This window comes from Brevibacillus choshinensis (assembly GCF_016811915.1).
Taxonomy (GTDB): Bacteria; Bacillota; Bacilli; order Brevibacillales; family Brevibacillaceae; genus Brevibacillus; species Brevibacillus choshinensis_A.
This window is the reverse complement of the sequence record NZ_CP069127.1, coordinates 2,470,958-2,482,940: the sequence shown is the minus strand read 5'-3', so window position 1 is coordinate 2,482,940 and position 11,983 is coordinate 2,470,958. Positions and strand designations below refer to the sequence as shown.

Here is an 11,983-nt window from a genome sequence, read left to right as displayed (position 1 = left end):
GAAACGAATGGTTTTATACACGTATTGGTTGTTTTTACCGTTCTGACAAGCTTATAGTAATACACCGATTTCTTAAATTCAAGCCCTTCCTGTCGAAATAAAGCGAAATACAAGAAAAAAAGGCATCCCGTCATGTCGGATGCCTTCGCTCCCCTTTTGTTTTATAGGACTTTACTCCTGATTCTTAAAGTATGATCGCAATCAGTCCGCCCGAGCCTTCATTGATAATTCGTCCCAATGTTTCCTGCAATTTGTAGCGGGCATTGTCCGGCATCATCGTGATTTTCGCCTGGATTCCTTCGCGTACGATGGAGTGGAGCGAGCGTCCGAAGATATCCGAGTTCCAGATGGAGAGCGGATCCTTGTCGAAATCCTGCATCAAGTAACGGACAAGCTCTTCGCTCTGTTTTTCGGTTCCGATGATTGGGGCAAATTCAGATTCGACATCCACGCGGATCATGTGGATGGACGGCGCTGTTGCTTTCAGTCTTACACCAAAGCGAGGGCCCTGGCGAATCAGTTCAGGTTCGTCCAAGGTCATCTCATGCAACGACGGAGCCGCTATCCCGTAGCCTGTACTCCGCACCATGTGCAGAGCTTCCGCTACTTGATCATACTCCCGTTTGGCATGAGAGAACTCCTGCATGATTTTCAGCAAGTGATCCTTGCCGTTTATTTCGACTCCTACGATCTCCATCAGGATGCGATCATACAACTCATCTGGAGCGTAGAGATCGATCTCTGCAATACCTTGGCCCATGTGCATTCCTGCGAGCGAGGCACGCTCTACGAAGTCATAGTCATTGAAAAAGCCGACGACACGGTCCACGTCGCGTAACCGGCGGATATCCTGCACGGTTTCACGTACGGCTTCTTCATAGTTCTGACGCAGCCAGTGCCCATTCTCCAGCACCATGACCCAGCTAGGCAGATTTACGTTTACTTCATGGACCGGGAACTCAAACAGCACTTCTCTCATGAGAAGCAGGATTTCTTGTTCCGACATGTGATCCACGGAGAGAGCTACGACAGGAACATCGTATTTTTCTTGCAGTTGCACACGCAGGTTTTGCGCTTCATCTGAACGCGGTCTCGTGGAGTTGACTACGATGACGAATGGCTTCCCTACTTCCTTGAGTTCGCTCACCACTCGCTCCTCGGCATCGATGTATCCCACTCGCGGTATTTCCGCGATACTGCCGTCCGTCGTGACCACGATCCCGATGGTAGAGTGCTCCTGAATGACTTTGCGCGTCCCGACTTCCGCAGCTTCCTCGAATGGGACCGGCTCCTCATACCATGGGGTGTTCACCATCCGTGGTCCATTGTCATCCTCAAATCCTTTTGCACCCTGAACCGTATAGCCAACGCAGTCAACGAGGCGGACGTTGATGCTGAGCCCTTCGGTTACATGTACATTGACGGCCTGGTTAGGAACAAATTTTGGCTCTGTCGTCATGATCGTTCGGCCAGAAGCACTTTGCGGCAATTCATCCGTGGCACGGATTCGCTCTGCTTCTGATTGAATATTCGGGATGACGACCTGCTCCATAAACCGCTTGATAAAGGTCGATTTTCCCGTACGTACAGGCCCTACCACTCCCAGGTAGATATCTCCGCCCGTCCGTTCGGCAATGTCTTTAAAGATGTCGACTCGTTCCACCATCGATGACCTCCTTCTATTTGTCTATTTTTACACTATGACCGTTTTTCCGAATTATCCCTGACCGCCAGTATTTTCCCGGGAATCTCGTACTAGTTTTGTGGACAGTACAAATATATGTATTTTTGGGATAACTAGAACAAAAAAAACGACCCTACATCGAGTCGTTTTTTTATATGCGTTACAGTTTCAGCAGCCGAGGCTCTCCATCCACTAGTTCATAAGGAAAGGATTTTGCTGGCACGAACATGGATTCACGGGAGAACACATAGCGCGGATCTGTTTTTTTCGGCACTGTCGCTTTTGTATCCCGCAGAATCTGAGCAATGTCTGCCGCGTAATCAATCCCCACTTCCCCCTTCTCGTTCATCACGAGAGGAAGCAAGGCATTCCCAAAGGTGGAAGGCACTTGCCATGTTTTCACGCCTATTTCCTCATGATCGATGGAAAAATAGCCATTGCCCAGGTCATCCTTCACAGGCAGCTTGTTAAAATAATTGCGATAGCGATCTACCGCACTCTGTACGTCCGCTACTGTGCTGACCGCTCCCAGATTCACAAGCTTGACGGTAGGCTTTGTCTCCACATCGATCAGCACGTATTTGAACATTCCGCCTTTCTCAAAGGCGTTGCCAGGAACATCCGGCATGTACTTCGGAATCATTTTGCGAAAATCGATTTCGTATTTCTCAAAGATCGGAGTGTCCATCTGCTTGGTCACAATCGGCAGGACAGCCGTGTCATGTTGAAATTGCTCAATTGCTTTTTGTGTTGCTTCCACATAAAACGTGCTAGGTACTTGATTTTCCGCTTTTCGCTCATCCGGATACAAACAACCGGACAAGAGTGCGGAAACGACGGCCAAGCTCATGATCAGCTTGAACGATTTGCGCCATGATTGCCACATTCTGTATGTACACCTCAACCTTTACTCTTCGTTTTCCTCGCGTTGCTGCCGCTCCAGAGCTGCCTGAACGACAGATTTCAAGCGGTTTTCGGGGATTCGGACGACACAATCCTTCTGCGTCGACTTCGCCTGACACCCGAGGCGAATGCCTTGTGCCAAATCTTTTTCAGGCATCTTTCTTCGTTCCAGATCGGAGGGTGGTGATAATTCTCCACTCTCCAGCACAACACGGCACATGAGGCAGGAAGCGTGGCCACCACAGCGTTGGGGAATGACTACCCGCGCTGCTGCCGCTGCACTGACGAGCGTCTGTCCCGCCCTTGACTTGATGCTTTTTCCACTAGGTACAAACGTTACTTTTCCCATTCCTGACGTCTCCTGTTAGTACGGTCGGTGAGCGAGCTTCACAGGTCCATCTTGAACGATCTGAATCTGGCAGCCAAGCCGAAATCCTTCTGTTCTCTCTGCTTTCCGCAGGCGCAGCTTTTCTTCCTTGGTCGGCTCATTCAAATATTCAGCGCCCTCCATGACAAGAGTACGACATTGGGCGCATACCCCGCGCTCACACGCATGTCCCCAAACAACCTTGTGCTTTTTGGCAATGGTGACGACCGTCTGATTCAATTCGACAGGTACGTCGAATTCTCCTGATCGGGTCAATAGCGTCAATTGAGACATCCTTTTCTCTCCTCACACAAAAATGACAATAAGGATCATGACAAATACCGCTATCAGCAATAAAAAAGCGCACGTTTTGACTATAAAACGCAACAGGGCATTGTTCATTTTCCTTGCAAAAATCATTAGCAGGTTGCAGACGAACATCAGGCCAATCGCAAGCAAAGAGATGTTCATCTTGGTCATAGGATCGATATACATCGGGAAAAACAGCATCCTTTGCATTTTTTGCTTCATTATACCATACTTCGCCTATGTCCGTCTGACGGTTGCGAACCTCCATCTGGACATTCGCATAGACTATCGTGATGAATTCGCCCATAGGAGGGAGAGCAAATGAGCAACAAAGTGAGCAACAACCGAAAATGGCGCAATCCCTACGCACTTATTCCCAGCAAAAAGCTGAGCGAGCAAGTGACAGATGCATCCCTGGCTGTCACTCCGAAGAAAGTGGTGCCTGCGGTCGATCTGCGGACGTCTGTTTCCAAAATGCGCAACAACATAAAAGGCATCAGCAGCACGATTCGCCAAGTCGAAGAGACGATGGATACCCTGTACGGAGCAATGGAGATTTTTGAGAACTTTGGAAAGCGATCTGAGGAAAAAGCGGAGCCCGTTGCTGCTACAGAGAAGCCGGCTCGCCGAAGAAAGGGAGCTTCCGAAGCCTCCAGAATGGTCGAAGAATCTCCAGAGCCGGAATCGGCCCCCACAACCAACAGCAATCCATTGGGGAATATCGACTTGGGTCAGCTGCTTGGTCTTCTTCAATCCCCTCTTGTTCAGAATCTGCTGAGTCAAACGGTCGGCGGCAACAATTCCAAGCAACGAAAAAAAGAGGGATGAGATCCCTCTTTTTTTCTTGGTTCTGTAGGTCAGCCATGTCCCTGTAGAGCCATGATTGTTCCTAGTGTTACTGTATGACGGTTTTCCCATCAGGTAACAGGCATAATCGCCCATTTCTCTTATTTTAGGAGCTTTTTCAAACTAGACATATCATGAATATTAATTTCTTGGTTGTAAAACATCTCGACAATCTTGTCTTCCTTCTCGGCAGTCAGTTGCTTGCCCGAGAGCGTAGCTAACGTTTTGATGATTTGACGAAGCTTTTCCTCATCCTCAAAATCGCTCTTTTTCACCTGGCCTGCCAAGGAACGCAGCTTCGCTTCATCGATATTGGTCCCTTTGCCTTTCAAACGATCCAAAAAGCCACCGGAAAATGGATTATTCATGAATGGATCTCCTCCTGCTACAAAGTTTACACCCTATGGTATGTGCAGGAGCCTAAAAGTGTGAGGCAAAAGCCTACGCATGATCCGGATTCAAGTACTCCATTTCGTAAGTCTTCAGTCTACCCATCAATTGCTCGACGCCTTGACGCGGATCTTTGTCTTCAAACAAAATGCCGTACAATACATTGGCGATCGGCATTTCCACATCTTCACGCTTTGCAATTACGTTGGCAGCCTGTGTGGTTCGTACTCCCTCGACAACCATGCCGATTTCAGCGAGAACTTCTTCCAGCTTTTTTCCTTGGCCAAGCAGATAGCCTGCACGCCAGTTGCGGCTGTGCTTGCTCGTGCACGTCGCCACGAGGTCGCCGATCCCCGCCAGACCCGAGAAGGTCGGTGGCATCGCTCCCAGCTTGAGACCCAATCGGGTGATTTCTGCTAGCCCGCGTGTCAGCAACGCAGCTTTGGCATTGTCGCCAAAACCGAGACCATCCGACATCCCCGCTCCAAGCGCAATGATATTTTTCAATGCCCCTGCGATTTCAGCACCGACCAAATCCGGATTGGTATACACGCGGAAATTTCGGTTCATGAGCAAATCCTGCGAACGCAGCATGCTGTCTTCCGATTCGGAAGCCACGACTACCGTAGTCGGCTGACGCTGCACGACTTCCTCGGCATGGCTCGGGCCCGAGAGCACCGCAAGTCTGGTCGCAATCGCCCCCGGCAATTCCTCGTGGATGACCTCAGACATACGCTTGAGGCTCTCCAGCTCAAAGCCTTTTACGGCATGAATCAACAGGACATCCTGCGTAAGCAGCGGCGCAAGTTCGCGGCACATTTGGCGCATCGCATGCGAAGGTACAGCCAGCAGCACTACCGGTTTTCCCGATACCGCTTCCTGTAAATCCGAAGTCGCAGCAATTTTGGCGGACAGCTTGGCATCCGGCAAATACTTTTCGTTCATGTGATTCGTATTAATGTTCTCAGCCTGTTTGGCATTTCGCACCCAGAGCGTGACGGAATGTCCGTTATCTGCCAAAACCGAAGCGAGTGCAGTTCCCCAACTGCCTGCGCCAATGACGGCAACATTTTGAATCAATCGATCTCCCTCCACTTCCAACCGCTCGCTCTCATAAAAGTTTCACGTCCGAAAGCTAGCTTAGATTACGGTGTGATTTGTCTCCCAGCTTTCTTTCCGTCCCTGCTATAAGATTTCGGATATTTTTATAATGGCGAACGTAGGCAAAGACGGCCAGAATCAAACTTGTCCAGAAAAAGGATATAGGCTTATCCAACAAATAGACAGCAATCGGCAAAACGGTAACCAGCGCCAGTGAGCCAAGTGAAACGAAACGTGTCACTGCGATCAGGACGACTGCAACTACGGCACCGATGAGAAAAGCCACGGGAGAGAAGCCCAAAGCTACACCGAGAGTGGTGGCAATGCCTTTTCCCCCGCGAAATCCGAAAAAGATCGGCCAGTTGTGCCCTGCAATGGCAAACAGTCCAGATACCGCATAGGCCAGAGGATCCCCTGTAATGAGGTGAGTGATCCCCATTGCGGCGAGACCCTTCAGCGCATCCAGAATCAATACGGCGATTCCCGGACCTTTCCCCAGCACGCGCAACGTGTTCGTAGCACCCGCATTTCCACTCCCGTGAGAACGGATGTCGATTCCTGCTACTTTTTTGGCGATGAGATAACTAAAACTGATCGAGCCGATTAGATAACTGATCACCCAGGATAATAACACCATGACGGTTTCCTCTCCCTACGTTTTCTTCCTCGTCCAAATACGTACAGGCGTGCCTTCAAAAACGAACGCCTCACGTATCTTGTTCTCTATGTACCGTTCATAGGAAAAATGCATCAGTTCCGGATCATTCACAAACAAAATGAATGTAGGCGGTTTGACTGTCGCCTGTGTCGCATAATTGATTTTGAGACGCTTCCCTCTGTCAGATGGCGGAGGTGTGCGAATGGTCGCATCCGTAACCAAATCGTTGAGCACAGATGTCGGCACGCGCATGGCATGCGCCTGGGCGATCTCATTCACTTTCGGCAAAAGCGTATGAACACGCTGCTTGGACTTGGCCGACACGTACAGAATCGGTGCATAATCGAGATACTTGAACTCTTCGCGGATCAGCTCTGTGAAGCGCTGCATGGTTTTATCGTCCTTTTCGACCGCATCCCACTTGTTGACCACGATCATGACCCCACGGCCAGCCTCATGTGCGTAACCCGCAATTTTCTTGTCCTGCTCGATGATGCCTTCTTCCCCGTTGATGACCACGAGCACCACATCGGAATCCTCGATGGCACGCATGGCACGCATCACGCTGTATTTCTCTGTACTTTCGTATACTTTTCCGCGCTTGCGCATCCCTGCCGTATCGACGAGGATGTAGCTTTGGCCATCGCGCTCGAACGGTGTATCAATCGCGTCACGGGTCGTACCCGCCACGTCGCTGACGATTACGCGTTCTTCTCCCAGAATCGCATTGGTCAGAGAAGATTTACCGACATTCGGGCGTCCGATGATCGAAACGCGGATGACGTCTTCCCTGTATTCATCTTCATCTTTCTGAGGGAAATGCAGAACCACTTCTTCCAGCATGTCTCCCAGACCTAATCCGTGCGAGCCGGAAATCGGGAACGGCTCTCCCAAGCCCAGCGAGTAGAAATCGTAAATATCTGCACGCATTTCCGGGTTGTCCGCCTTGTTCACGGCTAGCACGACTGGTTTCCCAGTACGGTTCAGCATGCGAGCGAGCTCCACATCCGCATCCGTCACTCCAGTACGGCTATCCGCGATCATGATGATCACATCCGCTTCATCAATAGCCAATTCAGCCTGGTAACGCATTTGCGTGAGAATTTCGTCGGTCTCCCCGAACTCAATTCCACCTGTATCGATGACATGAAAGGTATGGGTTAACCATTCCCCTTTTCCGTACAATCGGTCACGGGTAACTCCCGGCATGTCTTCTACGATGGCGATGCGCTCGCCGATCAGTCGGTTAAAAATTGTGGACTTGCCCACGTTGGGTCTCCCCACAATAGCTACCACTGGCAATCCCATAATCAACAACACACTCTCTCATTAACTTTTTGAACGCATAAGAGATTCGTCACCTACATGATTTCCATTCCTATACGCGTAAAAACCTGCTAAAACAGCTGCCGCTCATTACTGGATGGGCTTGGCAAGGTTTTCTCATTTGCTAATCATACCATAGACTACTTATGCCGAACAATGATCAGGGTATCCTCCCTCACCTCATGCACCATCGCGTCTAAAATCTTTTCCAGCGTGAATGCCGTTTGCTGCATCTTTTCTTTATTCGGCTCGATAAAGATCGGCGCTCCCCCTGCGATGTTTTCCTTGCTCAAGGTGATCACGGCCAAAATCTGATTGGACATGATCTACACCTCCTGCTTGGCTGTTTGAGTCTTTTGGGGCATCCGGAAAACGCTCTCCAGTATAGGCACAGCAGAGATGACGGATAGTGCCCGCTCCTGGTCTTTCACCTGCGGCAAGAGAAAAACGCCCAAACGGCCTGTATGCAGATCCCGTTTCACGAGCGGAGTCAGTGAAGGCTCTCCCGTATCCGTAAATACCCCCAGCTGTGTCGCTACATCATGCAAGATAGCCTGGCGTTGGCCCGGATGAGCAATCGTGACCGTCGCATTCGCATCTTTTGGCACGAGTATGTACCCCATCCCCTGCTCGCGAATCACTTTTTGCGATTCCTCAAGGCCCACATTCATGATGTAAATATCCCCTACGTACAAATCTTTCCCTTCCACGCGCACAGGCGCCGGTTTTACATCCACGATCAGTTTTAACGTCTTTCCTGACTTGAGCTTGGCGGAAAGCGTGAGTGCGATCAGCCCTGCAATGATTCCCCCCCACCAATGGAAGAAGATCATCGAAGTCGTGGTCACCAGCGATGTGAACATCACGAGATAGTTCCGTCCTTCAAAAACCATGGCAATTCCTTCGATATACGGGCCTCCGCGCGGAACGAGCTCCTGTTTGTCGATCTCATTTAGAGTCGTGCGTTCCATGTTTCGCACATCGCGGAACTGCTGGGCTGCGACTGTCAGGAAGGTCACTGCCGTATAATTTTCCTTGAGCAGTGCAGGAATGGCTAACGCCCCTAATGCTGAAGCAATCACTCCGAGCGAGATGTGAATGATCTTCCCATGTGGATAGGTTGGATATTGCCGGTAGTCCGTCCGCAGCAAGTTAATTCTGCAAAGGATGCCGAAAATGAATCCAAGCATGAGAGGAAACACATATTCATTGGCCAGCAACACTTTAAACAAAGGGGCATCACCACTTTCGTTCATTGGGATCAGATGACACGTTTTTCCTCCATCTGAGGATGCGAAGGACCGTGAACCGAACGAAACTTGTGAGGCTCCACAAAGATATTGAGCTCCAGAGCAGATCTTGGGAATAATCGTTTCCGAAAATGCAGCTGCCGGACAGCTTCCAAAAGAAGAGCGAATGGAGCGCGTCTGCCAAGGGTAGTGCCAGCAAGACTTGAAAAAGCTGCGCGACATGGTGACGACTCATTGCCAAGACAGAGAGAATCGCAGCTGTCGGCATAATCACCCGTTCATCCCAGAGGAGCAGTACGGGATCGGTGAAAAAGAGCCATTGCATCCAAAACAGCAGTATGGCAGTCGCGCAAGCTCCCAGCACGTAAAGCCTACGCCTCACTCTCGGGAGTCGGGAATACAACCAGGCACTTGCAAGCAGCGGCAGTATCGTACCGCTCAGGCTGACTTCGATCGGTGCAAAGTACATCTTCCAGCTGACAAAGGTACAAATGAGAAAAGCGCAAATGACAGCAAGCATCCGTCTCGGTGATATCCCCATTTCCTGCAGCTGCGCATCCATGCTTCCCATCCATACCAGACATAGCAAGCTCCATTGGGAAAGCATTGCGATGGTTCCCTCGTTCATGTTCATCTCCTCAAGATGTGGCGGTCTCCCCAAAGTATGCCTCAAGTACCAGCCTTTCATGAGTCGATCCTCGTTTACTTCCCCCTCTGTGCCCATTCCTCTAATGCGATTCCACGCAGCCGCGCTCGCTCTGCCGTCGCCCCTGTAATGAAGAGTGATTGCTCCCGAAGGTCAGCAATCTTGTGCGCCCCAAGAGCCGTCATCGCCACACGCAATTGATGCTGCCATCCGTCCACCGCACGCAGACAATCATCGAGCGGTTGAGACTGCACGCATCGAAGCATGGCACCCGCAATGCCCACAGCGGATGCTCCCATCGCCAATGCCTTGGCCACATCCAGACCGTGACGGATGCCGCCAGTCGCTACGTAGGCTACGTCAGAAGTCCTGACGCACGATGCTTCTAGCAAACTTTCCACCGTCGTCAATCCCCATTCCTCAAACATTGTTAGAGGTGACGACCTGCGCAAGTTTTCCACCTTTGCAAAATTGGTTCCGCCTCGTCCTCCTACATCGATCAGCGAGACTCCTGCCTGGATCAGCTCCAGCACCGTATTTCTCGCCATTCCGAAACCGACTTCTTTTACCATGACGGGTACATCCACCTGCTCGGAAATCGACTGGATACGGTCCACATATCCGCGAAAATCCCGGTCTCCTTCCGGCATCAGCAATTCCTGCATCACATTCAAATGGATTTGCAGCCCGTCCGCTTCAAGCATGTCCACTGCTGCTTTTGCCTGATCCACCGTTGCTTCCGCCCCGACGTTGGCAAATAAAATTCCCCGTGGGTTCTCCACCCTGACCACGCGATAGCTCTCGCTGACACTCGGGTCCTTCAGAGCCGCCATCTGTGATCCCACTGCCATCGCAAGACCTTTCTCACGAGCGATTACGGCCAGCTTGCGATTGGTTTCCGTCGTCTGCTTTGCCCCTCCTGTCATGGCATTGATGAGTATCGGTGAGGACAGGTGAAACTTCCCCATTTCCGTTTGCAGGGAGACGTGATGAAAAGATGTATTCGGCAAGCTGTTCGGCAAGAAGCTTACATCATCAAATCCGTTTACTCCAAATTGATTGGTTGTAAGAGCATGCTTGATATGCTCGATTTTCCGTACAGAGCGATCCAAAAATCGTCCCTCCATTTTTCGGGATAGATAAAGAAAAAGGGATACGCATAGTGCGCATCCCCTGTCTATCTTTGCTTACTTGAACTTGTCTTTCAGGTCTGCAAACAGTTCGCCCAACGTCACGCCCATTGGTTGGTTGTTTTCTTGTTGGAACTGTTGTTGTTCTTTTTTGCTTGCTCGCTCTGCCTGTTCTTCGCGATCTTCTTCTACGGCACGGATGCTAAGGCTGATGCGCTGTTCTTGCGGTACGACATCCAGGACTTTCACTTGGACCTCTTGACCTTCTTTCAGGACCTCACCTGGAGTGTTCACGCGACGATTGGCGATTTGGGAGATATGGACCAAACCTTCAATGCCAGGAGCTACTTCTACGAATGCTCCAAAGGAAACCAAACGTTTCACGGTACCTTTTACAACAGAGCCAGCTTTGAATTCGTCCGCTACTTTTGCCCAAGGACCTGCTTGTGTTTCCTTGATGCTCAGACCGATGCGCTCGTTCTCTTTGTCTACCTTGAGAACTTTTACGGTCACTTTGTCGCCTTCTTTGACTACGTCGGATGGTTTGTCTACGCGGTTCCAAGCCAGCTCGGAAACGTGAACCAATCCATCGACTCCTCCGATGTCAACGAATACGCCGAAGTCAGTCATGCGTTGTACAGTACCTTCCAGCACTTGACCTGGCTGGATTTTTTCCAAAATGGATTGTTTTTGATTTTTGGCTTCGTCTTCCAGAACCGCTTTGTGCGAAAGAATCACTTTGTTCTTCTCTTTATCCATCTCCACTACCTTCAGGGTCAGCGATTTGCCTTTGTAATCAGAGAAATCTTCTACAAAGTGACGCTCAACCATAGAAGCTGGGATGAATCCGCGAACGCCTACATCTACAACCAGGCCGCCTTTGACTACTTCCTTGACGACTGCTTCGATGATTTCGCCCGCTTGCATTTTTTGCTCCAGGTCTTCCCAAGAAGATTCCATCGCTACCGCTTTCTTGGATACCACGAGCTCTTCCTTCTCATCGTTCAGCTTGATTACCTTCACTTCAAAGGTGTCGCCTACTGCTACTACATCGGAAACTTTTTCAACATGCAGTGGAGAAAGTTCGCTGATCGGAATGAGTCCATCGTATTTGTAACCTACATCCACCAATGCTTGCTTGTCTTCTACTTTTGTGACAGTCGCTTTGACAACGTCACCTACGGAAACAGTAGCTGCATCTGTTAGACTTACGTTTGTTTCTTCCATCATCCAAAAGACCTCCTTCATACGATCCGTCCCAAGCCATCTATGTAGACGTTACGATTTAGCACGTTACATGAAGCGGGAGCATGTATATTTTTAACTGCCGCCCGAAAGCTAGCAGTTCCTACTGATGAAGCCAGTATGTTCCA

The 11,983-nt window shown here is 50.1% G+C and carries 15 protein-coding genes; 1 reads left to right on the top strand and 14 read right to left on the bottom strand.

The genetic code is table 11. The annotated features are described in order from the left end of the window. Positions 1-184: 184 nt before the first annotated feature. From spoIVA to JNE38_RS30635, 5 genes are all read right to left on the bottom strand, one after another. Entirely contained in the window at positions 185-1,663 is a 1,479-nt protein-coding gene (spoIVA, locus tag JNE38_RS12705) for a stage IV sporulation protein A (RefSeq protein ID WP_203357535.1), read from the bottom strand. A 181-nt stretch (positions 1,664-1,844) separates the two neighbouring features. After that, complete coding sequence (locus JNE38_RS12700) at positions 1,845-2,570, bottom strand: hypothetical protein (protein ID WP_203356878.1); 726 nt, start codon at positions 2,568-2,570, stop codon at positions 1,845-1,847. A 21-nt stretch (positions 2,571-2,591) separates the two neighbouring features. After that, on the bottom strand, positions 2,592-2,936 hold the full coding sequence (locus JNE38_RS12695; protein WP_203356877.1) for a 2Fe-2S iron-sulfur cluster-binding protein: 345 nt from the start codon (positions 2,934-2,936) through the stop codon (positions 2,592-2,594). A 15-nt stretch (positions 2,937-2,951) separates the two neighbouring features. Then, on the bottom strand, positions 2,952-3,248 hold the full coding sequence (locus JNE38_RS12690; RefSeq protein WP_203356876.1) for a 2Fe-2S iron-sulfur cluster-binding protein: 297 nt from the start codon (positions 3,246-3,248) through the stop codon (positions 2,952-2,954). 12 nt (positions 3,249-3,260) lie between these two features. After that, positions 3,261-3,425: a DUF2768 family protein gene (locus JNE38_RS30635; RefSeq protein ID WP_275296719.1), complete on the bottom strand. Its 165-nt coding sequence runs from the start codon at positions 3,423-3,425 to the stop codon at positions 3,261-3,263. Between the two features lie 159 nt (positions 3,426-3,584). On the opposite strand from JNE38_RS30635, the gene JNE38_RS12680 reads away from it, so the two are divergent. Continuing rightward, a complete protein-coding gene (locus tag JNE38_RS12680; protein ID WP_203356874.1) occupies positions 3,585-4,091 on the top strand; it encodes a hypothetical protein in 507 nt (168 codons plus the stop codon). Between the two features lie 119 nt (positions 4,092-4,210). On the opposite strand, the gene JNE38_RS12675 is transcribed toward JNE38_RS12680, so the two are convergent. The 9 genes from JNE38_RS12675 to rpsA form a co-directional block, all read right to left on the bottom strand. Continuing rightward, on the bottom strand, positions 4,211-4,477 hold the full coding sequence (locus tag JNE38_RS12675) for a stage VI sporulation protein F (RefSeq protein ID WP_203356873.1): 267 nt from the start codon (positions 4,475-4,477) through the stop codon (positions 4,211-4,213). A 73-nt stretch (positions 4,478-4,550) separates the two neighbouring features. Beyond that, positions 4,551-5,579: an NAD(P)H-dependent glycerol-3-phosphate dehydrogenase gene (locus JNE38_RS12670; protein ID WP_275296703.1), complete on the bottom strand. Its 1,029-nt coding sequence runs from the start codon at positions 5,577-5,579 to the stop codon at positions 4,551-4,553. A gap of 55 nt (positions 5,580-5,634) precedes the next feature. Further along, the gene (gene plsY, locus JNE38_RS12665) at positions 5,635-6,237 is read right to left on the bottom strand and encodes a glycerol-3-phosphate 1-O-acyltransferase PlsY (protein WP_203356872.1); all 603 of its coding nucleotides are present in this window, start codon (positions 6,235-6,237) and stop codon (positions 5,635-5,637) included. Between the two features lie 15 nt (positions 6,238-6,252). Next, entirely contained in the window at positions 6,253-7,566 is a 1,314-nt protein-coding gene (gene der / locus JNE38_RS12660) for a ribosome biogenesis GTPase Der (protein ID WP_203357533.1), read from the bottom strand. 158 nt (positions 7,567-7,724) lie between these two features. After that, a complete protein-coding gene (locus tag JNE38_RS12655; protein WP_203356871.1) occupies positions 7,725-7,907 on the bottom strand; it encodes a capping complex subunit for YIEGIA in 183 nt (60 codons plus the stop codon). Positions 7,908-7,910: 3 nt separating this feature from the next. Continuing rightward, positions 7,911-8,816 (bottom strand): YIEGIA family protein, encoded by a 906-nt coding sequence (locus JNE38_RS12650; RefSeq protein WP_203356870.1) that lies wholly within the window; start codon positions 8,814-8,816, stop codon positions 7,911-7,913. Positions 8,817-8,823: 7 nt separating this feature from the next. Beyond that, positions 8,824-9,462, bottom strand: a complete 639-nt coding sequence (locus JNE38_RS12645) for a YphA family membrane protein (protein WP_203356869.1) — start codon at positions 9,460-9,462, stop codon at positions 8,824-8,826. Between the two features lie 74 nt (positions 9,463-9,536). Then, entirely contained in the window at positions 9,537-10,592 is a 1,056-nt protein-coding gene (fni, locus tag JNE38_RS12640) for a type 2 isopentenyl-diphosphate Delta-isomerase (protein ID WP_203356868.1), read from the bottom strand. A 75-nt stretch (positions 10,593-10,667) separates the two neighbouring features. Then, on the bottom strand, positions 10,668-11,840 hold the full coding sequence (gene rpsA / locus JNE38_RS12635) for a 30S ribosomal protein S1 (protein WP_203356867.1): 1,173 nt from the start codon (positions 11,838-11,840) through the stop codon (positions 10,668-10,670). Positions 11,841-11,983 lie beyond the last annotated feature (143 nt).

Excerpts from the sequence above, each read along its gene's own strand:
- JNE38_RS12700 (WP_203356878.1), bottom strand. The coding sequence starts at position 2,570 with ATGTGGCAATCATGGCGCAAATCGTTCAAGCTGATCATGAGCTTGGCC.
- JNE38_RS12695 (WP_203356877.1), bottom strand. The coding sequence starts at position 2,936 with ATGGGAAAAGTAACGTTTGTACCTAGTGGAAAAAGCATCAAGTCAAGG.
- JNE38_RS12690 (WP_203356876.1), bottom strand. The coding sequence starts at position 3,248 with ATGTCTCAATTGACGCTATTGACCCGATCAGGAGAATTCGACGTACCT.
- JNE38_RS30635 (WP_275296719.1), bottom strand. The coding sequence starts at position 3,425 with ATGAACATCTCTTTGCTTGCGATTGGCCTGATGTTCGTCTGCAACCTG.
- JNE38_RS12680 (WP_203356874.1), top strand. The coding sequence starts at position 3,585 with ATGAGCAACAAAGTGAGCAACAACCGAAAATGGCGCAATCCCTACGCA.
- JNE38_RS12675 (WP_203356873.1), bottom strand. The coding sequence starts at position 4,477 with ATGAATAATCCATTTTCCGGTGGCTTTTTGGATCGTTTGAAAGGCAAA.
- plsY (WP_203356872.1), bottom strand. The coding sequence starts at position 6,237 with ATGGTGTTATTATCCTGGGTGATCAGTTATCTAATCGGCTCGATCAGT.
- der (WP_203357533.1), bottom strand. The coding sequence starts at position 7,566 with ATGGGATTGCCAGTGGTAGCTATTGTGGGGAGACCCAACGTGGGCAAG.
- JNE38_RS12655 (WP_203356871.1), bottom strand. The coding sequence starts at position 7,907 with ATGTCCAATCAGATTTTGGCCGTGATCACCTTGAGCAAGGAAAACATC.
- JNE38_RS12645 (WP_203356869.1), bottom strand. The coding sequence starts at position 9,462 with ATGAACGAGGGAACCATCGCAATGCTTTCCCAATGGAGCTTGCTATGT.
- rpsA (WP_203356867.1), bottom strand. The coding sequence starts at position 11,840 with ATGATGGAAGAAACAAACGTAAGTCTAACAGATGCAGCTACTGTTTCC.